Source organism: Anaeromyxobacter sp. SG17, from assembly GCF_022690695.1.
GTDB classification, from domain to species: domain Bacteria; phylum Myxococcota; class Myxococcia; order Myxococcales; family Anaeromyxobacteraceae; genus Anaeromyxobacter; species Anaeromyxobacter soli.
The window spans coordinates 64,633-90,420 of record NZ_JALCYX010000002.1; the positions used below are offsets into that span (position 1 = coordinate 64,633).

The window sequence follows — 25,788 nt, forward strand, 5'->3', positions numbered from 1 at the left end:
CCGGTCGGGAGGGGCGTTGTTCGGTTCGTCCAGGTTCGAGTCGTCCTTCTTCCGCAGGACTCGCGGCGGCGCGTTCGCCGCTCCCCTGCTGCCGTTTCGCGACGAGCTGCTCAGCCTCGAGCGCCTCGACGAGCGCGCCCGTTCGCTCGCCGCGCGCTTCACGGTGGACCCGTCGGGCCGTTCGGCGCGGACCGTCTTGCCGCGCTTCGAGGACAACGTCCGGGTCCTGCGGGATGGTTACCGCTCGCTCGCCGGCGACGTGCGCCGCGCCGAGTTCGTGACCCCCGCCGCCGAGTGGCTCCTCGACAACTATCACCTCGTCGCGTCGGAGATCCGCGACGTGCGGCAGAACCTCCCGCGGCGCTACTACCGCGAGCTGCCCAAGCTCGCCGCCCGCGAGCAGGCAGGGAGCGCCCGCGTCTACGCGCTCGCGGTCGAGCTCATCCGCCACAGCGACAGCCGCCTCGATCGCGCCCAGCTCCAGCGCTGGCTCGACGCGTTCCAGACGGTGGCGCCGCTCACCCTCGGCGAGCTCTGGGCCTGGCCGAGCATGCTGAAGCTGGCGCTCGTCGAGAACCTCCGCCGGCTCGCGGACGAGACGCTCGTCGCCCGCGCGGCCCGCCGCCAGGCGGACGCGTACGTGGCGCGCTTCGAGACCGAGGGGAAGGGCTCCGCGACGCCGCTGCCGCGCGTCCTCCACCCCGCGTTCGTCGTGCAGCTCCTCCAGCGCCTGCGCGAGTACGGGCCGCGCCTCTCTCCCGTCCGAAGCGACCTCGACGCACACCTCGCCTTCGACCGACAGACCGCGGAGGAGGCCATCCGGAGCGAGCACCAGCGCGAGGCCGTCGCCCAGGTGTCCGTCGCGAACGTCATCACGAGCCTGCGGCTCTGCTCCACCCTCGACTGGACCGAGTTCGTCGAGAGCGTCAGCCTGGTGGAGCGGGTGCTGCAGCGGGATCCCGCCGCCGTCCACGCGCGGATGGAGTTCCTCTCCCGCGATCGCTACCGGCAGGCGGTCGAGGAGCTCGCCGGGGGCACCGCGGAGGCCGAGGTTCGCGTCGCGCTGCGCGCGGTCGAGAGCGCGCGGGAGGCCGCCGAGGTCGAGGGTCCCGGCGCGCGCGCCGCGCACGTCGGGTATCACCTCATCGGGAAGGGGCGCCGCGAGCTCGAGGCCGACGTGGCCTGGCGGCCCGGTCCGCGGAAGTCCCTGCGGCGGCTCGCGTTCGCGCACGCGACCGCGGCGTACCTCGGCGCCATCGCGCTCGCGACGGCGGCGCTCGCCCTGGCCGGAGCCGCGTACGCGCGGCACGCGGGCGGCTCGCCGTGGGCGCAGCTCGGGGTGGCGCTGCTCCTCGTCCTGCCCGCGAGCGACGTGGCCATCGCGCTCGTCCAGCGCCTCGCCGCGCGCTTCGCTCCGCCCCGACGGCTCCCACGCCTGGACCTCACCGCGGGGATCCCCGAGGACGCCCGGACGCTCGTGGTCGTCCCGACGCTGCTCACGAGCGTCGCGGGCGTCGAGCGGCAGCTCGAGCACCTCGAGGTCCTCGCGCTCGGGAACCTCGATCCCCGCGTGCACTTCGCGATCCTCGGGGACTTCACCGACGCCGCAAGCCGCGACGAGCCCGGGGACGCCGCCATCCTCGCCGCCGCCCGGAACGGGATCGAGGCGCTGAACGCCCGGCTGGGAGAGGGAAGGAACGATCGGTTCTTCCTCTTCCACCGCACGCGCCAGTGGAACCCCGCAGAGGACGTGTGGATGGGCTGGGAGCGGAAGCGTGGAAAGCTCGAGGAGCTGAACCGCCTCCTCCGCGGCATGACCGACACGAGCTACGACGTGCAGGTCGGCGACGTCGGCGTATTGCCCAGCGTGCGCTACTGCATCACGCTCGACTCGGACACCCGCCTCCCCCGGGACGGCGCGAAGAAGCTCGTCGGCGTCATCGCCCACCCCCTCAACCGCCCCGTGCTCGACCGCCGCTCCGGCCGCGTCACCGAGGGCTACGGGATCCTGCAGCCGCGCGTCAGCGTCACGACCTCGAGCGCAGCCGGCTCGCGCTTCGCCCGGATCTTCGCCGGCCACACCGGCCTGGACCCGTACACGACCGCGGTCTCGGACACCTACCAGGACCTCTTCGGCGAGGGCAGCTTCACGGGCAAGGGGCTCTACGACGTGGACGCCTTCACGGCGGCGCTCGCGGGGCGCGTCCCGGACAACACCCTCCTCTCGCACGATCTGTTCGAGGGCCTCCACGCCCGCACCGGGCTCGTGACGGACGTCGAGGTCGTCGACGACTACCCCTCGAGCGTGCTCGCCCACGCCCGCCGCCAGCACCGCTGGACGCGCGGTGACTGGCAGATCCTCGGCTGGCTCCTGCCGTTCGTGCGGACGACGCAGGGCCTCGCCCGGAACCGCCTCCCGCTCATCGCGCGCTGGAAGATCTTCGACAACCTGAGGCGCGCGCTGCTCGCGCCCGCGACGCTCGTCCTCCTCCTCGCCGCGTGGACCGTGCTCCCGGGCAGCGCCGTGCTCTGGACCGCCGCCATCGTGACGTCCCTCGCGTTCCCGCTCTTCCCGCTCGCGCTCGAGGCCCTCGGCGGACCGAGGCGACACCAGCCGATGCGGGCGTTCGTGCGCGGGCTCTACGAGGACGGGGCGGCCACGGCGGCGCGGGTCCTGCTCCAGGTCACCTTCCTCGCGAACCAGGCCTGCGAGATGGTGCACGCCATCGTCGTCACGCTGGTCCGCCTCGCGATCACGAGGCGTGGCCTGCTGGAGTGGGAGACCGCCGCCGCGAGCGCCGCGCGAGGGACGGGGCTCGGAAGGCGATCGTTCCTCGTCGCCATGGCGGCGAGCCCCGCGATCGCGCTCGCGAGCGCGGTCCTCGTCGCGGTGTGGCGTCCGGAGGCGCTCCTCGCCGCCGCGCCGCTGCTCGTCCTGTGGGCGGCCGCGCCGCTCGTCGCGCATCGGCTGTCGCAGCCGATCGGGGAGCGGGACCGCGGGCTCGGCGAGGAGGACCGGCGCTTCCTCCTCGGCGTCGCGCGCACGACCTGGAAGTACTTCGAGGCGTTCATGGGGCCGGAGGATCACCACCTGCCCGCGGACAACTTCCAGGAGGTGCCCGAGCGGATCGCGCACCGCACCTCGCCCACGAACATCGGCATGGGGCTCCTCTCCACCCTCGCCGCGCACGATCTCGGCCTCGTCCCCACCGGCGAGCTCATCGAGCGGATCGACGCCACCCTCACGACCATGGAGGGCCTGGAGCGGCTCGAGGGGCATCTCTTCAACTGGTACGACACGAAGACGCTCGCGCCGCTCCCGCCCCGCTACGTCTCGACGGTGGACAGCGGCAACCTCGCCGGCGCGCTCATCGCGGTGTCCGAGGGGCTGCGCGCGCTCGGTCGCGGCCCCGCACCGCGCGAGGCGGGCCCGAGCGATCCGCTGCAGCGGCTGGAGACCCTGGCGCAGCGCGCGGCCGCCTTCGCCGACGGCATGAGCTTCGGCTTCCTCTACGACCCGCGCCGGAACCTGCTCGCGATCGGTTACCGCGCCGCGGACGCGGAGGGGCCTGGTCGGCTCGATCCCGCCCACTACGATCTCCTCGCCTCGGAGGCCCGCCTCGCGAGCTTCATCGCGATCGCGAAGGGCGATCTGCCGGAGAAGCACTGGTTCCATCTGGGCCGCGCGGTGACGAGCGTGCACGGCAGCCCGACGCTCCTGTCCTGGAGCGCGACGATGTTCGAGTACCTGATGCCGCTGCTCCTCATGCGCAGCTTCCCGGAGACCCTGCTCGACGAGAGCTGCCGGATGGCGGTGCGGCGGCAGCGGGACTACGCGGCGACTCGCGGAGCACCGTGGGGGATCTCCGAGTCCGCCTACGACCTCGTCGATCACCACGGCAACTACCAGTACAAGGCGTTCGGCGTCCCCGGGCTCGGCCTGAAGCGGGGCCTCGCCGACGAGCTCGTGATCGCGCCCTATGCGACCGCGCTCGCCGCGCTCGTCCACCCCACCGCGGCCGCGGAGAACCTGCGCCGCCTCGAGCGCGAAGGCCTCCTCGGCGAGTACGGCTTTTTCGACGCGGTGGACTACACGCCACGGCATCCCGAGGAGTCCGACGCGGTTCCGGAGCGCGCCCGCCCTTCGGGCACCATCGTCCGGACGTACCTCGCCCACCACCAGGGGATGACGCTCGCGGCCATCGCGGGGGCGCTCCAGGGAAACCGCATGGTGGAGCGCTTCCACGCCGATCGCCGCGTGCAGGCGACGGAGCTGCTCCTCCAGGAGCGCGTGCCGCGCCAGGCGGCGGTCATCCTGCCCCGTCCGGACGAGACGGCGCGCGTCGCCGCGCCGGTGCCGCCGGCGGCCGCTCGCCGCTTCCGCTCGCCGGACACCACGTTCCCGCACGCGCAGTTCCTCTCGAACGGCAGCTACACCGCCGTCGTCACGAACGCGGGCGGCGGCGCGAGCTTCTGCGGCGAGCGCGCCGTCACGCGCTGGCGCCGGGACGCGACGCGCGACCTCGGAGGCCAGTACCTCTACCTCCGCGACGTCCGGAGCGGTCGGGTGTGGTCCGCGACGCACCAGCCGACCGCGCGGGCCGGCGGGGACGATGTCGTCACGTTCACGATCGACAAGGCGACGTTCCAGCGGAGGGACGATGACCTCGCGACCCGGCTCGACGTCGCGGTCTCGCCCGAGGACGACGTCGAGGTGCGCCGCCTCGAGGTGACGAACCTCGGCGATCGCCCTCGCGAGCTCGAGGTGACGAGCTACGCCGAGATCGTCCTCGCGCCGACCGCCGACGACCTCGCCCACCCCGCCTTCGGCAAGCTCTTCGTCGAGTCGGAGTACGTCCCGGAGTGCAACGCGCTCGTCTGCCGGCGTCGGCGGCGCGCCCCGGACGACGCCGAGGTCTTCGCGGTGCACGTGATCGGCCAGGAGGGCCGGACGCAGGGACCGGTGGAGTGGGAGAGCGACCGCGAACGCTTCCTCGGCCGCGGTCGCGGCCCGGAGGATCCGCAGGCGCTCGACGGCCGCGCGCTCTCCGGCACGACCGGCATCCTGCTCGATCCCATCGTGAGCCTGCGGCAGCGCGTGCGGCTCGCGCCCGGCGGCGTGGTGAGGCTGTCGTTCGCGACCGGGATGGCGACGAGCCGGGAGACGGCCCTCGCGCTGGCGCAGCGCTACCACGACCCCACCGCCGCAGCGCGCACGTTCGCGCTCGCGTTCGCGCACGCGCGCAGCAGGCTCCACCACCTCGGCATCTCGAGCGAGGAGGCCCTCCTCTTCGAGCGCCTCGCCTCGCGCGTGCTCTACGCCGACGCGTCGCTGCGGCCGGGCCCGGAGATCCTCGCCCGGAACGAGCTCGGCCAGGAGGGGCTCTGGGGACACGGCGTCTCCGGCGACCTCCCGGTCCTGCTCGTGCGGATCGTCTCGGAGGCGGATCTCCCCCTCGTCCGCCAGGTCCTCCAGGCCCAGGAGTACTGGCGCCTCAAGGGACTCCGCGCGGACGTGGTGCTCCTGAACGAGCACCCGGTGAGCTACCTCGACGAGATGCACGCGCGGCTCGCGGCGCTCCTCGACGAGGGGCCCTGGCGGACGTGGAAGCACAAGCCGGGCGGCGCGTACCTCCTGCGCGGAGACCGGATGAGCGAGGCCGAGCGCCTCCTGCTCTCGTCGGTGGCCCGCGCGATCCTCCTGGGAGGAGCCGGATCGCTCGCGCAGCAGCTCGAGCGCCACGCGCCCCAGCCGGCGGAGCCTGCAGCGCTCGCGCCCGCCCCGCCTGCGAGGCGCGGCTCGGCGCCCGAGCACGGCGCGCCTCCCGAGGTGCCGCCGCTCGCCCTCTGGAACGGCACAGGGGGCTTCGCCGATGCCGGGCGGGAGTACGTCATCGTCCTCGAGGGGGCCGAGGAGACGCCGCTTCCGTGGGCGAACGTCATCGCGAGCCCGGTGTTCGGGACGGTCGTCACGGCGTCGGGGTCGTCCTTCACCTGGTCCGAGAACAGCCGCGAGAACCGTCTCACGCCGTTCGCCAACGATCCGGTGAGCGATCCGACCTCCGAGGCCATCCTCCTCCGCGATGACGAGAGCGGCGAGGCGTGGTCGCCCACGCCGGGGCCGCTGCCCCGCACCGGCGCGTCGGGCCGGTTCGTGATCCGCCACGCGGCGGGCGTGACCCGCTTCGAGCGGGCGACGAACGGCGTGCGCCACGCCCTCGACGTGTTCGTGGACGGCGCGGATCCGGTGAAGCTCTCGCTCCTCACGCTCACGAACGAGAGCGGCGCGCCGCGACGCCTCTCCGTCTTCGGGTACAGCGAGTGGGTCCTCGGCCCCCCGCAGGCCGGTCAAAACCAGCACGTCGTCACGCGGCAGGACGCGCAGACCGGCGCGGTCCTCGCGACGAACGCCTGGAACCACGAGTTCGCCGGCCGGGTCGCGTTCGCCCACGCGAGCGAGGCGCTCCGCTCCGCGACCGGCGACCGCACCGCCTTCCTCGGCCGGAACGGCTCGCTGGCACGGCCCGCCGCCCTCGGCCTCGTGGAGCTCCCCGCTCGCTTCGGCGCGGGGCTCGATCCCTGCGCGGCGCTGCACGTCGCCATCGAGCTCGAGCCGGGCGAGACCCGGCGGGTCGTGTTTCTCCTCGGCGAGGGGAGAGACGTGGCGCAGGTTCGGGAGCTCATCGGACGCCACGGCCGCGCCGAGGCCGCGGAGGCCGCGCTCGCCGCCGTGAGGCGGACGTGGGAGGACACGCTCGGTGCGGTGCAGGTCCGGACGCCCGACGACTCCTTCGACGTCCTCATGAACCGGTGGCTCCTGCAGCAGGACCTCTCCTGCCGGATGTGGGCGCGGACCGGCTACCATCAGCCCGGCGGCGCGTTCGGGTTCAGGGATCAGCTCCAGGACGCGATGGCGCTCGCGATGGCGCGGCCGACGCTCGTCCGCGAGCACCTCCTCCGCGCCGCGGCGCGGCAGTTCCGCGAGGGAGACGTGCAGCACTGGTGGCATCCGCCGAGCGGGCGCGGGACGCGCACCCGTTGCTCGGACGATCTCGTCTGGCTGCCGTACGCGGTGGCGCACTACGTCCGCACGACGGGCGACGCCGGCGTGCTCGACGAGCGCGTCCCGTTCCTCGAAGGTGAGCCGCTCGCGCCGGGCGCTCACGACGCGTACGCCCAGCCCCGCGTCTCGGAAGAGGACGCCTCGCTCTTCGAGCACTGCGTGCGCGCCCTCGAGCGCGGGCTCACCTCGGGCGTCCACGGCCTGCCGCTCATGGGGAGCGGCGACTGGAACGACGGGATGAACCGCGTGGGCAGGGAGGGACGCGGCGAGAGCGTCTGGCTCGGCTTCTTCCTTCACGCGGTCCTCAAGGACTTCGCCACGCTCTGCGCGGCGCGTGGCGAGGCCGATCGCGCGGGGCGCTACCGCGCCGAGGCAGCCCGGCTCGCCGAGGCGCTCGAGCGGAGCTGGGACGGGGAGTGGTACCGGCGCGGCTACTACGACGACGGCTCACCGCTCGGCTCGGCCCAGAACGACGAGTGCTCGATCGACTCGATCGCCCAGTCCTGGGCGGTGCTCTCCGGAGCCGCCCCGGCGCGTCTCGCCGACCGCGCGATGGATTCGGTCCGAACTCACCTGGTGCGTCGAGGGGCCCAGGTCGTCGTGCTGCTCACGCCGCCCTTCGATCGGTCGAGGCAGGAGCCCGGCTACATCAAGGGCTACCCGCCCGGCGTGCGCGAGAACGGCGGTCAGTACACGCACGCCGCCGCGTGGATCGTGATGGCGCTCGCGAAGCTCGGGAGCGGCGACGAGGCGGCGGAGCTGTTCCACATGCTGAACCCGGTGAACCACACCCGCACCGGCGCGGACGTCGCGCACTATCGGGGAGAGCCCTACGTCGTCGCGGGCGACGTCTGCGCCCACCCCGAGCACGCGGGGCGCGCGGGGTGGACCTGGTACACGGGATCGGCCGGCTGGATGTACCGCGCCGGGCTCGAGAGCATCCTCGGGCTCCGGAGGCAAGGCGAGACCTTCGAGCTCGATCCCTGCATCCCGGCGTCCTGGCCCGGCTACGGGATCACCTGGCGGCTCGGGTCGACGCGGTACGAGATCACGGTCGACAACTTCGAGCGGCGGTGCCGCGGGATCGCCCTCGCGGAGCTGGACGGCGTGGCGGTCGATCCGCGGGCGATCCCGCTCGTCGACGATGGCGGGACGCACGAGGTGCGGGTCGTGATGGGAGTCGCCGGGCAGCCGGACCTCACCGGCCGGGAAGCGGCTGGCTCTGCAGCTCGTCCCGGGAGGGCGGGACACCGGGATGAACGGTGAGCTCCCTATTGGGCACGATTGGTCCGCAGATTGACATTTCTCCACGAATGGTATAAATACGTGCCTCCGATGTTCGATGTCATTCCATCAAGACGAGGCGAGGGCGGCGGCCCGATGACCCTCGGCCAGCTCCCGGTATCCCGGGGATGTGGCAATGCCGCCTGCGATGGAGGCCCCATGACCCACGAGAGAGCGACGTAACCGGGACCCCGGGCGTGATCCTCGCGGCGCCCCACGGGCGCAGCGATGCCACGTCGGCCGTACGGGTCGCCCGGGCAGCCTGCGCCCGGTTCGGCCTGTCCGTGCGCCGTGTAGGGTGTTCCTGCCGGCGCCCCTGTCCTCGCCCAGACCATCGAACCCGCTGCCCGGCAGCGGGACGGGACCCGTGCGTCCCGGGAAAGACGATTGCGCAATGATCTGCTATCCGCTCGGCGTCGCCTCGCACCTCGCCATCGCCTGCGATTGCATTCGACGTGGCGACCTCGACGGCGCGCAGGCGGCGCTCGCGCGCGCGACCGCCCTCGCTCGCGACGAGCGCTCCGGGCACGCGGCGGCTTCCCCCGCGCGTCCGGCACGGCAGTCCTGAAGCGTTCACCGGCCCGGGATCGACCGGTCCGCAACCGACGACGCCGCGACGGCGCAGGAGGAGACGAGATGCCCCCCAGGAAGACGACGGACCGACTGCTGGGAGAGATGCGCCGCGCCTACGACCTCGTGGAGCAGCGGCGGGCGGACGAGGCGGTGAGCGTGTACCGCGAGGTCCTCGCCGAGGCCCGCAAGGTGGGGCTCGACTCCGCCCACCTGCACTGGGCCTTCGCGGTGGCCTGCGACTACTCGGGAGAGATGGAGATGGCCTTCGAGCAGATCAGCATCGCCATCGGGAAGGACCCGCTGGTGCCCCCGTTCCGCCACTCGTTCGAGGTGATCACCGGTCGCATCCAGGCGGCGCTCGCCGACCTGGAGCGCGCCGCGGACGATGCGTCGACGCCTCGGCTCTACGCGCTGCTGCAGCGGGGTGGGACCGTCGACGTGCCGTCGCACCTCGCGATGGTGCGCTACCACCTCGCCACCGGGAAGCCGGCCGAGGCGCGCGCGCTCGCCGACGCCGTCACGCTGCTCCACCCCGCCTCGCGCGAGGCATGGGAGGCGAAGGCGGCGGTCGCCAAGGCGACCGGAGACGCGGCCGGCGCCGAGCAGGCGCGCCTCGAGGCGGCGGCGCTCCAGGAGGAGCCCGCGTTCGCGATCCCCGGGCCGGCGTCGGCCTGAGCCGTGTGTCGGCTCGGGCCTCGCCCCACTCTCGACGAGAAAGGAGACCTCATGGAACCGTACGCGCTTCGCGTCGACTACCTCCCCGCGTCCGCGCTCGCTCTTCCGGGCCGGCTCGGCCTGACGCGCGCGCCCGGCCGCTGGGTGGCGGGACGAGACCCCGACTCCGACGTCCGGCTGCGCGAGGACGTGGAGGCGATCGCGCGGGTGCACGGTGCGAAGGTGCTCGTGACCCTGCTCGAGCGGTTCGAGATCGCGGAGCTCGGCGACCTCGACGGCGAGGCGCGCCGGGAACGGCTCAGGTGGATTCACTATCCCATCGCGGACATGTGGGCGCCCACGGATCTCGCCTCTGCCCGCCGGCTCGTGGGCCGCATCCTGCACGCGCTCGAGCGGGGGCAGGACGTGGTCGTGCACTGCTGGGGCGGCGTCGGGCGAGCGGGCACCATCGCCGCGTCCTGCCTCGTCGCGCGCGGCACGCCTCCCGCGGAGGCCATTGCCGTCGTGCGCGCAGCCCGCGGTCGCGCGATCGAGAACGCCGCGCAGGAGCGTTTCGTCCACGAGTTCCGAGGTGACGTGGAATGAGCCCGTGGATTGCCGGCAGCCGAGACTTGACCCGCACACAGGAGAGACTCGCCATGCAGACCCCCACCGTCGCGGACGCAGTCGCGCTCGCGGCCGGGAAGCACCGGAACGCCGTCGACAAGGGCGGCGCCCCGTACATCCTCCACCCGCTCCGCGTCATGCTCGCGATGACCACCGACGAGGCGCGGCGCGTCGCCGTGCTCCACGACGTGCTCGAGGACACGGACATCACGCCCGACGAACTGCGACGGCGCGGGTACCCAGAGCGAGAGGTGACCGCGATCGTTGCGCTGACGAAGCGGCCCGGAGAGGACTACGCAGCGTTCATCGAGCGCGTTTCCCTCGATGAGCTCGCCGCGACGGTGAAGCGCGCAGATCTCCTCGACAACATGGACGTTCGCAGGCTCGCGACGTTCGGGGACGCGGACGCGGAGCGGATGGCGCGGTACCTGGCTGCGTGGAAGCGGCTTTCGGGCGGGAAGTAGGACGCACCACACGACACGCGGCTCACGTTGACAATGGCGGCGATCGAGCGTGTCCGTACTGCCGCTAGCCTCGACGCATGCACGATGAGAGCGCAGCCGAAGGTTACGCGGGCTTCCCGGACGACCAGGACTCGTCGCTTCGGCGGGCGGGTCGTCCGTGACGGCACCCGTGAATGAAGTCGCTCAGCGCGGGTTCTCGCACCTTGCCGCATTACGACGGCACGAAAGGCTCCAGCAGACGGACGAGCTGCGGGAGGTCATCCGTCACCGTGTCCCAGACGACCTGAAGGTCCACGTCGAAGTACGCATGAATCAGACGGTTGCGCGTCGCGATGATCTGCGCCCACGGGATCTCCGGGTGTGATGCCTGCATCGCAGGGCTGACCCGCGCGGCAGCCTCGCCGATGATCTCGACGTCTTTGACTATCGCCAAGACCAGCATGCGATCGCGCTCGAGATCGCCCCGCGAGCGTCCAGCCGCGAACGACATCGCCTCGCGCGCGGCGTCCAGCATGTGCCGCAGCCGGATGACGTCGTCAGGTCGCAAACTGGACCTCGGCGTTCGCTAGAACTTCGTCGCGGAAGTACCGGCTCAGCTCTCCCGGTGTCCTCAGATCGACCTTCCGGCCGAGCATGGCGCCGAGCTCGAGCTCCATCTCGGCGAGCTTCAGGAACCCGGCCCGGGCCCCTGGCTGGAACTCGACGAGAACGTCCACGTCGCTGTCTGGCCGGAAGTCGTCTCGTAGAACGGATCCAAACAGCGCGAGCCTGCTGACGCGATGTTTCCGGCAAAACGTCGCCAGCGCCTCTTCCGGCATGTGGATCCGTACGGTCATCCCTTTGAATCATAACCGCAGTTCGCGAGGTCAGCACAGTCCTGTCGTTTGCCGACGGCACGCGAATTGCTCATGCACCCGCCGTCCGAGTCGCTTCGCGTTCCAGGACCGGAATGGCGGCGGACACGCCGTCGGGACCGCGGACCCTTCGTCCGCAGACTGGACGACGCGGGAGGCTCACCTCTTCGCCGGAGATCTCATGCCGACTCGCCCGAAGCCATCGCTGGATTCCCTCCTCGCCTCCTTCCACGCGGCGCGAGATGTCGCGGAGCGCACCCGGCTCGCGATGGCGCTGGTCCGAACGCAGGCTCGCGACGATCGGATTCTTGCTGCTCTCGTTCGAGTGCTCGACGAGAGTCCCGTCGGTGGCGCTGCCTTCCTCGCGAGGTACGGCGACGCCCGGGCGATTCCACACCTCGTTCGCGCGCTCGAGTCCGATGACCTGGTCGCGAAGGCCGACTGTGCCATCTGCGCGGCGGAGCAGCTGAGCGCGATCGCGCACGCGATCGAGGAGCTCGGTGGGGCGCTGACCGATGCACAGCGCGCGCATATCGACCGGATCGAGCGCGAGACAGCTCGATTGTGGCAGCCCGGCCCCGACGCGCTTCCCTCGGCGAAGTCCGCGCGGCGGCCCGCGACGCGCGAGGCACGCCCGGGCCGAAATGCATCGTGTCCCTGCGGTAGCGGCCAGAAGTACAAGCGGTGCTGCGCCCTCGGAGCCGATGCCACGCGTCAGCTTCACTGAACATAGGCGGACGACGCTCCCGCCTCGTCCGGCATCCCCGATCACGAAACGACAGCGGGGAGCCCCGTGCCCCGGGCTCCCCGCCGCGTGAAGCTCACTCCAGTTGCGCGTCAGTCCCTGTGACCGCGCCCGCGCCCCTCGTCCTCGTGCCGCCGGCCGTGGTCGTGGCGCCCACGGTCGTCCCGACGATCGTCGTCGTGCCGTCCACGGAAGTCCCCGCGATCATCGTTCTGCGGCGGCGGAGCCGACCAGCGCTGGTGATCGGACGGCTGCGGATACGGCTGCGCCCGCTCGGGCCCCCGGTCCCGGCCGTACGGCTCGAAGCGCGTCCGCGTCACCTCCTCGCGCGGCCGGTAGCGATACTGCTCGGAGCGAATCGAGTGCTGCATCTCGGGCGCGCGGGGATAGCGGTCACCCACGTAGCCCCGCTGGTAGACGGGCAGCGGCGCGGGGCGCGGGGCGGCGCGGCGGTCCCATCGATCCCACCCGCGGTGACCCCGCTCCCAGTCGTGGCCGAAGCGGTGTCCCCAGCGAGGCGGCGCGTCGGCGCGCCACCCGCGGAAGTACGGGGGAGGCTGCCGGTAGTAGCGCACCGGGACGCGCAGCACGTAGAGCGGGACGTGCGCGGGCTCCACGACGTACCACGGCCCGTCGTACCAGCTGCTCACGTACCACTCGTCGCCCTGGAACGCCCAGTAAGCGCCGTCATAGAAGAAGTAGTTCGAGCTCGCTCGAGGGGCGTAATAGACGGGATACCCCGGCACGGGGACGAGCTCCGGATAGGCCGGCACGTTGATGCCGATCTGGATGCTGGGGATCGCGATGCCGACGCCGACGGAGACCTGCGCCTGGGCCGAGGTGGCCAAGGTCACCGATCCGAGCAGCAGCGACGATGCAACGAGCAGGTAGCGCATTCTGTCCTCCTGAGATCCGACGAGCTGCCACCGGGGCGTATTCTCTCCGGGCAGGCTCAGCAGCTTTCGAGCCAGCGAGCCTACCCGAGCAAGATCGCGCACTTGGAGCGGCAACGCGTGCTGCGCGTGTGCCTCGCGGCAACAGGTACTTGGAGGGGGGTGTAGGTCCGGTGCGCTCTCGCCTCTACCGGCGCACCTCCACCCTGCCGCCGTCCTTCACCCGATCGCCGGGATGCACCGCCACCACCGCGCCGGCGTCGACGCCGCCGAGCACCTCGACCTCCGTCTCGCCGCGGTGTCCGATCTGCACCGACGTCAATCGCGCCTTGCCGCCGTCCACGCGGAACACCGCCCACCCATCGCCCTGGCGGAACGCGGCGCCCTGCGGGACCTTCAGCACGTCATCGCCTCGCCACAGCACGAACCGCGCCTCGACGCGGAACCCGTCGCCCAGCGCGCTCCAGGCTTCTCGCGGATCGGTGAAGACGGCGATGACGTTGACCCGCTGCTCCTCCACCCCGAGCGCCGAGAGCTTGGTGAACGCGGACGGCTCGACCCTGCGCACACGGGCCGCGAGCGCGCGGTCGCCACCCCATCCCAGGATCGTCACGAGCGTCCCGGGCTGGACGCGGACGGCGTCGGTGGTCAGCAGATCGACGACGAGCTCGAGCGCCCCCGGATCGCCGACCTCGAGCAGCGGCGTGCCGGCCTGCACGACGCCCTCGCTCTCTTGCAGCACCCGCAGCACGCGGCCGGAGGCGGGGGCGAGCACGTCCACGTGCCGCTCGCGCCAGGCACCCTCCCCCCCCAGCGACGCGCGCGCGACGCGCACCTGCTCGGCCGCGACCTTCACCGCGAACACCGCCGAGGAGAGCTCCTGCGTGCGCATCCGCGCCTCGAACTCGGCGCGGTCGAGGCCCTGGCTCGGCAGCGATCCCCCGGCCGCCAGGGACCGGGCGCGAGCGAGATCCTCCCGGGCGAGCCCCTCCGCCGCCCTCGCGCGTCCCTCCTGCGCCTGCGCCTGCCCCAGCGCCGACACGGCGGCGCTCAGCCTCGCCTGCGCCTCGGAGCGCGTCCGCGCGTCGAGTAGGGGCGAGGGAACCGCCGCGATCTCCGCCACCACGTCCCGCTCGCCGACCATGTCTCCGGGCTCGAGGAGCTGGCGCGAGACGGTGCCCGTGACGGGCGCGGAGACGACGTAACGGTCCTTGACCCGGGCGATGCCGGTCTCCTCGATCGCCACCACGAGGCTGCCGCGCGCCGCGGTGGCGACGTCCACCGGCACGGGGCTCGGCCGCAGCGCCCGCACCGTGGCGAGGGCGGCAGCGAGGACGAGGACGAGGAGAAGCCCTTGCCGGGCCCCGCGCATGAGCTTCCGTCGATGCTCGCGGGCGTGTCGTGCCTCGTCCCCGGGCGCGCCGCGTAGCCCCGATGGCGCTGGCGCGGGCGGCGCACCCGCCGGCTCGTCGGCCGGGAGCGGCTGGGTGGGCTGCGTGCTCTGCTCGCCGATGGCGCCCATGCTCACTCCCTCGTCTTGAGGACGCCGATCAGATCCAGCCGATCGACGTTGCGGCGCACCCACAGCGCGCTCGCCGCGGCCGCGAGTAGTCCGACGGCCGCCGCCATGAGGTACGTGCTGGGCGCGACGAACACCTCCCAGCGGAACTGCTCCTGGTCGACGGACCGCATGAAGAGCCGCCCCCACGCGAGGCCCAGATAGAGGCCGATGGGGATGGCGATGGCCAGCTCGATCGCCATGCTGCCGATGAGGATCCAGGAGATCTCGTGCCGGGAGAACCCCAGCACGCGCAGGCTGGCGAGGTCGCGGGCCCGCGTCGCGAGGGCGATGCGCGCGTTGTTGTAGACGACCCCGAAGATGACCGTGGCCGCGAGCACGATGGCGACGGTGGTCCAGACGTTCATCATCGAGGCGTTCATGTCGCGCAGGCGGCGGGTGTCTTCGCGCACCTCGGAGACGTCGATGACCCGGGGCACCCGACGGAGCCGCTCCTGCAGCGCAGCAGCCTCGAGCGGATCGACCGTGAGCAGGGCCGAGCCGAGCGCCCCGAGATCGCCCTCCAGCCGCGCGACGAGCTCCTCGCGCGCGTAGAGCTGCAGGCCCACCGACTCGTCCACGAACCCCGCGATGACGGGCCGGACCACCGGCCGGGCGCCTTCGCGGATCTCCACCTCGGCCCGGTCGCCGACGCGCAGCCCCAGCACCTCGCCGAGCTTGCTCGTGACGAGGATGCCCTCCGGCGGCAGCCCGACCTCCCGGCCGCCCCGCTCGACGAGGCGGCGCAGCGTCGCGCCGGCCGGCAGCCCGATGAGGACGGTGTCGCGCGTGCGATGGAGGTGACGGATCCGCACCGGCATGGCGCGGACGCCCTCCACCTGGCGCACTCCCGGCATCGCGGCGAGCTCCCGCAGCGCCCGCGGCGAGACGGGCCGATCGAAGGAGACCGCCAGGTCCTGGCGCTGCTCGCGCCGCAGCGTCGACTCGAGGTAGCTGTCGAGGGAGTCGATGCCGAAGCGGCCCAGCACGACCAGCGCGAGCGCGCCGGCGATGCCGAGGGACGAGAGGAGCGTGCGCAGCGGGCGGCGCTCGACCTCGCGCACGATCATCATGCCCGCCGGCCCGACGAGCGCCGAGAGCCTGAGGCGCTCGACGAGGCTCTTGCGATAGAGGGCGGGCGAGGGCGGCCGCATCGCCTCCGCGGGCGGAAGCCGCACCGCCGCGCGGACCGCCGCGAGCGCGCCGGCGAGCGCCGCGACGCCGCTCATCAGGATGCCCGTGGCGACGAGCGAGAAGCTCGGTTGGAAGGCCGCCTCGGGGAACCGGAACACGCTCGTGTAGAGGCCCAGCACGGCGTCCCCCATCCACCAGCCGCCGGCGAGGCCGAGCAGGGTGCCGGGCACGAGCACCACCGCGACCAGACCCGCGTAGTGAGCGCGCAGGGCGTGGTTGCCGTACCCGATGGCCTTGAGCGTCGCGATCTCCGGGCGTTGCAGCGTGACGAGCCGGCCGAGCACCATGTTCACCAGGAAGGCGGCGACGCCGAGGAAGATCATCGGCACCATGCCCGCCAGCGCCTCCAGCTGCGCGAGCTCGCCGGTGAGGATCTTGTTCGACTGCTGGTCCTTGCGGCCGATGGCCCCGTCGCCGCCGTACGGCAGGAGCAGCCGATCCAGCGCGGCGCACACGGCAGGCTCGGAGGCGCCCGGCTGCAGGAGGAGGCTCGCCTCGTTGAACGCGCCCTCCAGCTCGTAGGCGGCCGCGAGCGGCGCTCGGTTCATCCACAGGATGGCGTAGCCAGCCGCGTCCTCCGCGATCGACCCAGGCTTGAGCGCGTAGATGAACTCCGGCGAGAGCGCCACGCCGACCACCCGGAGCTTGCGCAGCTTGCCATTGATCACGGCGGGGACGTGGTGACCCGGCTCGAGCCCGTGCGCCGTCGCGAAGGCCTCGAGCACCACCACCTCGTCGTCGCGGTCGCGCTCGGGGAGGCGCCCGCTGCGCAGGTGGATGGCGTTGGTGGCGGGTTCGCCCGCGGCGGGGAGCGAGAGCAGCCGGCCCGACGCCGGTCGCGACCTCCCCTCGATCGGCAGCAACACCTCCTTGGAGATGCGCGTCTGGACCGAGGCGACGCCCGGCAGGACCTCGATGCGCCGGGCGATGGACTCGGGCGCCCGCTCGAGCAGCACGAACACGTGCGCGAACCGCTCCCGATCGTAGTAGGAGTCGCGCGCGCGCAGGAGCGCGGCGTAGGTGCCGCGGAGCCCGATGAAGCTGGTGATGCCCCCCGCGAGCACGAGCGCGATCGTCAGGACCTGTCCCCTCAGGCGGCCGACGTCGCGGAGCAGCTTGCGGTTGAGCGCCGAGATCAGCATCGCGTCACCAGCGCAGGTCGCGCGCCCGGGCGACACGGCCGGAGCTGCGCTCGCTCTGCACGCGTCCGTCTCCGAGCGTCACCACGCGGTCCGCGATGTCGGCGATGGGTGCGTTGTGGGTGATGAGCGCGGTCGCCGTCCCGAGCTCGCGGTTGACCTGCTCGATCACCTCCAGGACCAGGATGCCGGTGCGGAAGTCGAGCGCGCCGGTCGGCTCGTCGCAGAGCAGGACGGACGGCCGCTTGGACACGGCCCGCGCGATCGCCACGCGCTGCTGCTCGCCCCCCGAGAGCTGCGCCGGGAAATGGTCGAGCCGGTTGCCCAGCCCGACCAGCGCCAGCGCCTCCTCCGGCTCGAGGGGGTCCTCGGCGATCTCGGTCACGAGCGCGACGTTCTCTCGCGCGGTGAGGCTCGGGACCAGGTTGTAGAACTGGAAGACGAACCCGACGTGGCGCCGCCGGTACTGCGTCAGCGCCTCCTCGTCGGCGGCGGTCATGTCCTCTCCGGCGAAGAAGACGCGCCCGGAGGTGGGGACGTCGAGGCCACCGAGGATGTTGAGCAGCGTGGACTTGCCGCTGCCGGAGGGGCCGAGCAGCACGAGGAGCTCGCGCTCGTGCAGCCGGAAGTCCACGCCGTCGAGCGCGCGGACGTCGACCTCGCCCATTCGATAGACCTTGCGCAGCTGCTCGCAGGAGAGAATCGCTTCCGCAGGTCTCGCGAGCTGCGCACGGGTCTGTGCGGCAGCGAAGGACACGACGAAGCGTAGCGCATCCGGGTTGCACGCCCGGGAGCACATCGGGGGTCCCCGCACGGAGCGGCTCCGGTTCGTGCACTCACGCGGCGTCTCGCCCCGCGTCAACCCGCCATCGTCTCGCACCCACGTCGTCGGGTGGGCGGCTCGCTCGGCCCGTCCCTCGCCGCGCAGCGTCCTGTAACGCGCCACCCCGGGGACACACTGCTCAGCCGAACCCCGAACTGGAGGTCGGTACCATGCACCCACGAAGCTCCCTCTTCGCAGCCCTCGTCGTCTCCACCCTCATCGCGTCGGGCGGCAAGGCGGAAGCCGCCGCAGCCGTTCTTTCCACGACCGGGGAGGCGCCCGGCACCGCATCCGCCAGCGACGCTGGCACGGTCTACGCGCTCTCGAACGATCCCGCCGGCAATGCGGTGGTGGCGTTCGCGCGCGCGCCCGACGGCACGCTCGCCCCTGCCGGCTCGTTCTCGACGGGCGGGACCGGCACCGGCGCGGGCCTCGGCTCGCAAGGTGCGCTCACCTTCTCGCGCGACGGCCGCTGGGCCCTCGCGGTCAACGCCGGCAGCGACGACGTCTCGATCTTCGCGGTGTCCGACAGCGGTTCGCTCCGGCTCGTCGACCGCGCTCCGTCGGGCGGCGACATGCCCATCAGCGTCACCGTGTCGAACGGGCTCGTGTTCGTGGTGAACGCGGGCGTGCCGAACAGCGTGACGGGGCTGCGGATCGGCCAGGACGGCGACCTCCACCCCATCCCGAGCTCCACCCGGCCGCTCAGCGCAGCCGACAGCGCACCCGCCGAGATCGCGTTCGATCCGGGGGGCGACTTCCTCGTGGTGACCGAGAAGAGCACGAACCGGCTCAGCGTCTACGCCGTCGGCGAGGGCGGCGATCTCGACGGCCCGCGGGTGGTCGAGTCGAGCGGCCAGACGCCCTTCGGCTTCGCGTTCACGCGGAGGGGTCTGCTCGTCGTCTCCGAGGCGGGAGGGAGCACCGTCTCGTCCTACCGGCTGAGCGACGACGTCCTCGACGTGGTCACTGCGTCCGCTCCCAACTTCCAGAGCGCCGCCTGCTGGATCGCGATCACCGGCGACGGTCGCTTCGCGTACTCGGCCAACACGGGCGCCGACGACATCTCCGCCTTCGCCATCGCTCCGGACGGTACGCTCGCGCTCCTCGAGGCGAGCGGCGTGGCGGCCTCGGCCGGCGACGCCCCGGCCGACCTGGCCATGAGCCGCGGGAGCGGGTACCTCTACGTGCGCAACGGGCGCGACGGCTCCATCTCGGGTTACGCGGTCCAGAGCGACGGCGCGCTCGAGCAGGTCGAGCTCGTGAGAGGGCTCCCCGCCGGCTCGGCAGGGCTCGCCGCGCGGTAGCGCATCGTACGCTCCGGCGACCTCGAGCCGAACGCATGGCCACGAAGCGCATGGCTCGCCCTCACCTGCTGCTCGCGCTGCTCGTCCTCGCCTGGGCGATCAGCTGGCCCGTGATCAAGATCGGCGTCACGACCGTGCCGCCGATCTGGTTCGGGGTCCTGCGCTACGTGCTCGCCGCTTCCTGCCTGTTCGGCCTCGTCGCGCTCCGCCGCGAGCTCGCCGTTCCACCGCGGTCGGATTGGCCGCTCATCGCGGTCTCCGCCGTGTTCCAGATGGGCGCGTACTCGGCGCTGACCGGGCTCGCCCTGACGGTGCTGCCCCCGGGTCGCGCGTCGGTCCTGGCGTTCTCGACACCGATCTGGGTCCTGCCGCTGTCCGCGTGGTGGCTTCACGAGCGGCCCGCGCGCTCGGGGCTGCTCGGCGTGTGCGCGGGGCTGCTGGGGGTCGTCGCGATCGCCGCTCCCTCGCTGCGTCCCGCCGGGAGCCGCCAGCTCCTGGCCTACGGCATGCTCATGGGTGCGGCCGCCGCCTGGGCGATCTCGATCGTCTTCGTCCGCCGGCACCGCTTCACCGCGACCGCGCTCGCGCTCGCGCCCTGGCAGGCGCTCGCCGCCGCCATCCTGCTCCTCCCCATCGCGGCATTGAGTGAAGGCGCGCTGCCGCCCATCGGCTGGGGCGGCGCGGCGTCGCTCGCCTATGTCGGGCCGGTCGCGACCGCCTTCGGCTACTGGGCGGTCGTGGAGGCGGGTCGTCACCTTCGGGCGAGCACGATGTCCACGGCGCTCCTGGCGGCTCCGAGCCTCGGCATCCTGTTCTCCGCCGTGACCCTCGGCGAGGTCATCGGGCCGTCGCTCGTCGCGGGCGTCGCGCTGATCGGCGCCGGCATCCGGCTCGCGACGACTGCCGCCGCCTAGCGCGGCCCCGGCGCCGTCGTGCCGGACGCGCGGCGCGGCAGCGGAATCGACCGGCCGACCTCCGTGTCAGGCCCGCCGCCCCTTTGTGCGACCGCCGCTCTCCGCCGGTCCCGGCCTGCCCGCCGCCTCGAGCGCGACCGCCATCCGTCGCACCGCCTCGCCGAGCTCTCGCTCCTCCAGCAGCGCGAACCCGAGCTGCAGCGCGGGATAGGGCTCGCGCTCGAACGTGAAGTCGCTCCCGGCGTGGAACAGCACGCCCGCGCGCGGGCCCTCCTCGGCCCAGCGATCGGCGTCGAGGTCCGGCGCCGTCCTGCACCACAGCGCCATGCCGCCGGCGGGCACCGCGAACTCGAGCGCGCCGGCGAGCCGCGCGCGCAGCGCCTCGGCGAGCGCGTCGCGGCGCGCGGCGTAGCGGCGGCGCATCCGCCAGACGTGCTGCTGCAGCTCCCCGTCCTCGATCAGCTCGGCGACGGCGACCTCGAGCGCCCGGTCGCCCTGGCGGTCGACGTAGCGGCGGTGCTCGGCGAGGCACCGGATCACCTCGGGCGCCGCGTGCACGTAGCCGATGCGCAGGCCGGGCGCGAGGATCTTGGATAGCGTCCCGACGTGCACGACGACGCCGGCCGGGTCGTTCGCGGCGAGCGGCAGCACCGGCGCGCCGTCGTAGTGGAACTCGCTGTCGTAGTCGTCCTCTAGGACGGCGAGGCGCTCCACGGCCGCGAGGCGGAGGAGCGCGATGCGGCGCGCGGCGGGGAGCGTCACCGTGGTCGGGTACTGGTGGTGCGGCGTCAGGTAGACGGCGCGCACCTTCCCGCGCCGGGTCAGCGCCTCGAGCGCGTCCACCCGGAGCCCCTCCTCGTCCACCGGGAGCGGCACCACGTGCGCGCCCGCGGCCCGGAAGACGTCCCACGCCGCGGCGTACCCGGGCGCCTCCACCGCGACGACGTCCCCGGGGCGGAAGAGCGCCCGCGCCGTCACGGTGAGCGCAAGCTGGCTCCCGCGCGTCACCATGAGCCCGGCGGGATCCGGCTCGAGGCCGCGGGTCGAGCGGAGCATCTGGCCGATCGCCGTCCGGAGCCGCTCCTCGCCGGCGGGGTCGCCGTAGCCGAGGATCCCGGGGCGCCGCAGGGCCCGGCGGTAGGCGCGCGCGATCGCGTCCACCGGCACGAGCCGCAGATCCGGGATGCCGCTCACGAGGCTGAGCACGCCGGGCTGCGCCGCGATCGCGCTCCGCGGCGAGGGCGCCGGCCCGAGCGCGAAGCCGGGATTCCGATGTCCAGCTCCCGAGCCGCCAGCCCGCCGCCGGAGCGCGGCCGGGATCTCGGGCGAGACGAAGGTTCCGCGGCCGCCGGACGACTGCACCCATCCCTCCGCGAGCAGCTCGGCGTAGGCGGCCACCACCGTGTTGCGGTGCACGCCGAGGATGCGCGCGAGCTCGCGCGAGCCGGGGAGTCGCTCGCCGGGGCGGAGCCGCCCCGCGGCGACGTGCGAGGCGATCCCGCGCGCGACCTGACGCACCACCGGCGCGGGGTCGGCGCGGTCGACCGCGAGGGCGAGAGACCAGGTGCGCACTGGCACATCGATAATGTCGGATCCGGTCCTTTTTCAACGACCAGTCGCCGAGCATCCTCACGTCGTACCGAGGAGGATGCGACCATGGCGACACGGGTGCTGGTGGATCGGGGCAGCTGGGGTGAGGCGGACGGGATGTGCCCCCCGACGGGGGTGGACGGTTGCACGCCGTGGGTGGAGCTCGTGGCGAGCACCGCGGGTCCCACGGTTGACGGAGCCGGCGTGGCGCCGACGGGGGTGCTCGGCGGAGCCGGGACTTTCGCTCGAACGCGGCCGGCGCTCGGCACGGCTCGGGAGCGGAGCCCGGGCGCGCTCCAGTGCCTCCGGTGCCAGCTCCTCGGCAGGCGGCAGCTCACCTGCGCCCGCCGCGATCTCTGCCTGGAGATCCCGCACGTCTACCCGCTCGGCCCGATCCTGCTCCTGGGCTGGCTCGCCACCGCCGCCGCGTTCGTCGTCTCGGTATGGTGAGCGGGAGCCCGGGGCGCGCTTTGCGCCCCCGGGCTTGCGGGCGGCCCGCGGCTCTGAGAAAACGCGCGAGAGCCGCCATGGACAAGATCGAGAAGCCTCACCGCTGGGCCCGCTTCCGGCGCGTCTCGTCGCGCGACCTGTTCGTCACCGTGGTACCGGTCGCGCTCGCGCTCTCGGCGGCGATCTGGGCGGTGCTGCACTTCGTCCGCCCGGCGGCGCCGTCCACGATCACCATCTCGACCGGGCCCGACGGCTCGAGCTTCCAGCGCGCGGCAGAACGCTACTCGAAGGCGTTCGCCGCGAACGGCGTCACCCTGAAGGTCAGGCCGTCGAACGGCTCGCTCGAGAACCTCAGGCGGCTCGCCGATCCGGACGCCGGCGTGGACGTGGGCTTCGTCCAGGTGGGGGTGAAGCTGCCCGACCCGCAGCCCGGAGAGCGGCGACGCGAGCTCGCCTCGCTCGGCACCATCTCGCGCCAGCCGCTCTACATCCTCGTGCACGGCGCGGCGCCGCCCGACCGGCTCTCGGCGCTCGCCGGGAAGCGGCTCGTCATCGGGCCGGAGGGCAGCGGCACCCGGGTGCTCGCGCTCGCGCTGCTCAAGGCCAACGGCATCGAGCCCGGAGGGCCCACCACGATGCTCGACCTCGACGACGACCTCGTCGGAGACGCGCTCGAGCAGGGCTACGTCGACGCCGCCTTCCTCATGGGCGACTCGGCGTCGCCGCGGGTGATCCGCAGCATCATCGAGCGTCCGGGCGTGCACGTGCTGCAGCTCTCGCAGGTCGAGGCGTACCTGAGGAAGTTCCAGGACCTCGATCGCGTCGTCATCCCGATGGGCGCCTACGATCTCGCCCACAACATGCCCGCCACGGACCTCGATCTGGTCGCGTCGTCGGTGGAGCTGGTCGCGCGCGCCGACCTGCACCCGGCCATCTCGGACCTGCTGATCGAGACGATGCGCGAGGTCCACGGCCGTCCGTTCCTGCTGCAGAGAGCGGGCGAGTTCCCGGTGGCCCGCGAGCACGATCTGCCGCTCAGCGCCGATGCCCGGCGCTACTACGAGTCCGGCAAGCGCTGGCTCTACCGCATGCTGCCGTTCTGGGCGGCGAGCCTCGCCGATCGTTTCCTGATGGTGCTGGTGCCGCTCGTGCTCCTCCTCGTCCCGGTGTTCCGGCTCGTGCCCCAGGTCTACGCCTGGCGCGTGCGGGCCCGCCTGTACCGGATCTACGGCTCGCTCCTGGAGCTCGAGCGCGACGTGCTGGACCACGCGGCCGAGCACCAGGCCGGGCTCCTCGACCGGCTCGACGCGATCGAGCGTCGTGCCGACGCGCTCAAGCTCCCCGTCGCCTTCGCCGACCAGTTCTACGTGCTGCGGGAGCACATCGGCTTCGTCCGGCGGCGGCTCACCACGCTCGCGGGCGAGCGGCGCCGAGCGCTCTGAGAACGCCATCGGCGACCGTGTTGGCGAGCGTGTGATCCACGTTCTCGGCGCGTAGGGATTCTTTACGTCCCTGTCGGAAAGGCGACGTTCCCGACCCCCGACGCCGGTAGGCCAGCCCCTCATCCACGCCTGGTGCGAGGAGGTGGACCGGCACGCCCAATGCTCCCCTTGCGCCCAGGGCGGCGCGGACGCCGAGCGAAGCGTTCATCCGCCTGACGTCGGAGGAGTCATGCCGGACCTCGACAGCCGCGCCGCCTCGCGACGGCGCGCCATCGCGTATTGGGTCACGACCCTGCTCGTCGCCATGGAGCTGGCGTTGGCAGGAGTGTGGGACATCCTGCGAATACCGTACGTCCGCGGCGTCATCGAGCACCTGGGCTACCCGGCCTATTTCCTGGTCATCCTCGGAGTCTGGAAGGTTCTCGGCGCGGTGGCGCTGCTCGTCCCGCGCTTTCCCCGGCTCAAGGAGTGGGCATACGCCGGCGCGGTCTTCAACTACACGGGAGCAGTCGTCTCCCACCTGGCCGTCGGCGATGGCGCCGTCGCTCTCGTCTACCCGATCATCCAGCTCGGCCTCGTCGGCGGGTCTTGGGCCCTGCGTCCGCCGGCTCGCCGCGACCTCGTGCCGAGTTGAGCGCCAATCGAGAAGCCGTCGGATACCCGCTGCCGTCACCATTGACCTCTAGCTCGATCGGGTTGCGTGACGGCCGAGTCGGCGGCGCACGCCCGCCGCCGCCGCTCCGCCCAGGAGCGCGAGCGCCGCGAACACCACCGGCGCATCCCCGAGCGACGCGTAAACGGTCCTGACCTGCGCAGTGGGAACCGTCGCGAGCATGACGCGCTCGTTCCGCTCCCAGGCCGACAGACTCGCGCGCACGCGGCCGTACGGGTCGAAGGCCATCGACGTGGCCGCGCGTACGGCGCGGACCACCGACATCCCGCCCTCGATGGCGCGCACGCGCGCCATGAGCGTGTGCTGCGGGTCGATGCCGCGCCAATCCGAGGACGGCAGGGCGACCACGCCGGCGCCTCCGCGGGCGTGGGCGCGCGCGAGCGCCGGGAAGTCATAGTCGTAGCAGATCGCGCCGGCGGCCCGGCCCCACGAACGATCCAGGACGCGCAGCGGCTCCTCGCCGCGCAGCGACGGCTCGCCGGGTGGGAGGACATGCTTGCGGTACCGCTCGAGGGTCTCGCCCTTCGTGCCGAGCCACACGTAGGCGTTGTCGATGACGAACGGCGCGCTCGACACGACGACGCCGTAGGCGAGGACCAGGTCGACGCCTTCCCTGCGGGCGAAGTCGGCGCCGCGCGCGAGGAGCGCCGCCTCCTGGCTCGGTTCCACGAGCGTCGCGACCTCGTTCCAGACGACGAGCTCGGCGCCGCGGCGGGCGGCGAGCTCGGAGCGGGCGAAGAGCACGTCCACGTTCCCGCGAAGGTCCTCCATGCTCGTGAGCGGCTCGGGGAAGTCGACCGTGACTGCGGCGACGCGCACCGTCGGCCCTGCGTCCGCGGCATCGAGGCGCAGCGATCCCCAGACATGCGCCGCGACGACGATCGTGGCGGCGGCGATGGAGGTCCGCCAGGGTCGGTCCGGCGCGGAAGAGGCGAGGAGCGCCGCGGCGGCGCCGGCGGGCAGGGCCATGACGAAACCGACGAAACCGAGGCCGCCGAGTGAGGCGAGCTGAAGGAGCGGCAGGTTGTCGGACTGGCTCGCCGCGAAGGCCGCCCAGTGGCCCGCGGGCGACAGCGCGAAGCCGATGACGTCCCCGAGGGCGGTCAGCGCGGCGAACGCGAGGATCGACCACGCCGCCCCGGCATGCCGGCGGATCGCGTCCCAGAGGACGAGGGTGAGCCAGACGAGGGCGCCGAGCGGCACGCCGAAGAGGAGCGCGAACGGCGCGGCGACGGGAGGCGTCACCATCTTCAGCGATTGCAGCGAGAGGGCCGCGGCGCATACCGCGAGGAGCACGAGTCGGCGGCGCCAGCCGCGGAGGCGCACTGCGGCGAGAGCGAGCGGGACCGGAGCGACCCAGGCGAGGAGCGCCGTCCCCCCGCGATTTCCGGCGAGGAAGACGAGGACGATGCCCGCGAGGGACAGCGCCCAGGCGGGGACGCGGTCGGCGAGCGAGTCGCCATCGCGCTCGGCAGGCGACGCGATGGCGATGGGGCCGGAGGCGGCGAGGCTGGTCACGGGGTTTCTCCTTTCTCGCGGCG

The 25,788-nt window shown here is 72.9% G+C and carries 18 protein-coding genes and 1 riboswitch; of the genes, 10 read left to right on the forward strand and 8 right to left on the reverse strand.

Features of this window, described 5'->3' with window-relative positions; all coding sequences use genetic code 11:
* Positions 1 to 16: 16 nt before the first annotated feature.
* From MNY60_RS01390 to MNY60_RS01405, 4 genes are all read left to right on the forward strand, one after another.
* A complete protein-coding gene (locus MNY60_RS01390) occupies positions 17 to 8,329 on the forward strand; it encodes a GH36-type glycosyl hydrolase domain-containing protein (RefSeq protein ID WP_242359884.1) in 8,313 nt (2,770 codons plus the stop codon).
* Positions 8,330 to 8,410: 81 nt separating this feature from the next.
* A riboswitch (SAM riboswitch) is annotated at positions 8,411 to 8,502 on the forward strand.
* 481 nt (positions 8,503 to 8,983) lie between these two features.
* Positions 8,984 to 9,595 carry a tetratricopeptide repeat protein gene (locus tag MNY60_RS01395; protein ID WP_242359885.1) on the forward strand — a complete coding sequence of 204 codons (612 nt, stop codon included), beginning with the start codon at positions 8,984 to 8,986 and terminating at the stop codon, positions 9,593 to 9,595.
* A 51-nt stretch (positions 9,596 to 9,646) separates the two neighbouring features.
* A complete protein-coding gene (locus tag MNY60_RS01400) occupies positions 9,647 to 10,180 on the forward strand; it encodes a cyclin-dependent kinase inhibitor 3 family protein (protein ID WP_242359886.1) in 534 nt (177 codons plus the stop codon).
* Between the two features lie 53 nt (positions 10,181 to 10,233).
* Positions 10,234 to 10,665: a GTP pyrophosphokinase gene (locus tag MNY60_RS01405; protein ID WP_242333291.1), complete on the forward strand. Its 432-nt coding sequence runs from the start codon at positions 10,234 to 10,236 to the stop codon at positions 10,663 to 10,665.
* A 211-nt stretch (positions 10,666 to 10,876) separates the two neighbouring features.
* Here MNY60_RS01405 and MNY60_RS01410 read toward each other — a convergent pair whose 3' ends face one another.
* Both MNY60_RS01410 and MNY60_RS01415 read right to left on the reverse strand, forming a co-directional pair.
* Complete coding sequence (locus MNY60_RS01410; RefSeq protein ID WP_242359887.1) at positions 10,877 to 11,179, reverse strand: DUF86 domain-containing protein; 303 nt, start codon at positions 11,177 to 11,179, stop codon at positions 10,877 to 10,879.
* A gap of 22 nt (positions 11,180 to 11,201) precedes the next feature.
* Positions 11,202 to 11,501 carry a nucleotidyltransferase family protein gene (locus tag MNY60_RS01415; RefSeq protein WP_242352085.1) on the reverse strand — a complete coding sequence of 100 codons (300 nt, stop codon included), beginning with the start codon at positions 11,499 to 11,501 and terminating at the stop codon, positions 11,202 to 11,204.
* A gap of 199 nt (positions 11,502 to 11,700) precedes the next feature.
* On the opposite strand from MNY60_RS01415, the gene MNY60_RS01420 reads away from it, so the two are divergent.
* On the forward strand, positions 11,701 to 12,246 hold the full coding sequence (locus tag MNY60_RS01420; protein WP_242352083.1) for an SEC-C metal-binding domain-containing protein: 546 nt from the start codon (positions 11,701 to 11,703) through the stop codon (positions 12,244 to 12,246).
* Positions 12,247 to 12,356: 110 nt separating this feature from the next.
* On the opposite strand, the gene MNY60_RS01425 is transcribed toward MNY60_RS01420, so the two are convergent.
* The 4 genes from MNY60_RS01425 to MNY60_RS01440 form a co-directional block, all read right to left on the reverse strand.
* A complete protein-coding gene (locus MNY60_RS01425; protein ID WP_242359888.1) occupies positions 12,357 to 13,160 on the reverse strand; it encodes a hypothetical protein in 804 nt (267 codons plus the stop codon).
* A 184-nt stretch (positions 13,161 to 13,344) separates the two neighbouring features.
* Positions 13,345 to 14,529, reverse strand: a complete 1,185-nt coding sequence (locus MNY60_RS01430) for an efflux RND transporter periplasmic adaptor subunit (RefSeq protein WP_242359889.1) — start codon at positions 14,527 to 14,529, stop codon at positions 13,345 to 13,347.
* A gap of 152 nt (positions 14,530 to 14,681) precedes the next feature.
* Complete coding sequence (locus MNY60_RS01435) at positions 14,682 to 17,051, reverse strand: ABC transporter permease (protein WP_242359890.1); 2,370 nt, start codon at positions 17,049 to 17,051, stop codon at positions 14,682 to 14,684.
* A gap of 4 nt (positions 17,052 to 17,055) precedes the next feature.
* A complete protein-coding gene (locus MNY60_RS01440; protein ID WP_242333278.1) occupies positions 17,056 to 17,715 on the reverse strand; it encodes an ABC transporter ATP-binding protein in 660 nt (219 codons plus the stop codon).
* 326 nt (positions 17,716 to 18,041) lie between these two features.
* Between MNY60_RS01440 and MNY60_RS01445 the strand changes: the two genes are divergently transcribed.
* Entirely contained in the window at positions 18,042 to 19,178 is a 1,137-nt protein-coding gene (locus MNY60_RS01445; RefSeq protein WP_242359891.1) for a beta-propeller fold lactonase family protein, read from the forward strand.
* A 35-nt stretch (positions 19,179 to 19,213) separates the two neighbouring features.
* Positions 19,214 to 20,092 carry a DMT family transporter gene (locus MNY60_RS01450; protein ID WP_242359892.1) on the forward strand — a complete coding sequence of 293 codons (879 nt, stop codon included), beginning with the start codon at positions 19,214 to 19,216 and terminating at the stop codon, positions 20,090 to 20,092.
* Positions 20,093 to 20,158: 66 nt separating this feature from the next.
* On the opposite strand, the gene MNY60_RS01455 is transcribed toward MNY60_RS01450, so the two are convergent.
* On the reverse strand, positions 20,159 to 21,664 hold the full coding sequence (locus MNY60_RS01455) for a PLP-dependent aminotransferase family protein (protein ID WP_242359893.1): 1,506 nt from the start codon (positions 21,662 to 21,664) through the stop codon (positions 20,159 to 20,161).
* An 84-nt stretch (positions 21,665 to 21,748) separates the two neighbouring features.
* On the opposite strand from MNY60_RS01455, the gene MNY60_RS01460 reads away from it, so the two are divergent.
* From MNY60_RS01460 to MNY60_RS01470, 3 genes are all read left to right on the forward strand, one after another.
* The gene (locus MNY60_RS01460; RefSeq protein WP_242333271.1) at positions 21,749 to 22,132 is read left to right on the forward strand and encodes a hypothetical protein; all 384 of its coding nucleotides are present in this window, start codon (positions 21,749 to 21,751) and stop codon (positions 22,130 to 22,132) included.
* 77 nt (positions 22,133 to 22,209) lie between these two features.
* The gene (locus MNY60_RS01465; RefSeq protein ID WP_242359894.1) at positions 22,210 to 23,574 is read left to right on the forward strand and encodes a TAXI family TRAP transporter solute-binding subunit; all 1,365 of its coding nucleotides are present in this window, start codon (positions 22,210 to 22,212) and stop codon (positions 23,572 to 23,574) included.
* A gap of 229 nt (positions 23,575 to 23,803) precedes the next feature.
* Positions 23,804 to 24,208, forward strand: a complete 405-nt coding sequence (locus MNY60_RS01470) for a DoxX family protein (protein ID WP_242359895.1) — start codon at positions 23,804 to 23,806, stop codon at positions 24,206 to 24,208.
* Positions 24,209 to 24,256: 48 nt separating this feature from the next.
* Here the strand turns inward: MNY60_RS01470 and MNY60_RS01475 are convergent, their stop codons facing one another.
* Complete coding sequence (locus MNY60_RS01475; RefSeq protein WP_242359896.1) at positions 24,257 to 25,765, reverse strand: nitrilase-related carbon-nitrogen hydrolase; 1,509 nt, start codon at positions 25,763 to 25,765, stop codon at positions 24,257 to 24,259.
* Between the last annotated feature and the right edge of the window lie 23 nt (positions 25,766 to 25,788).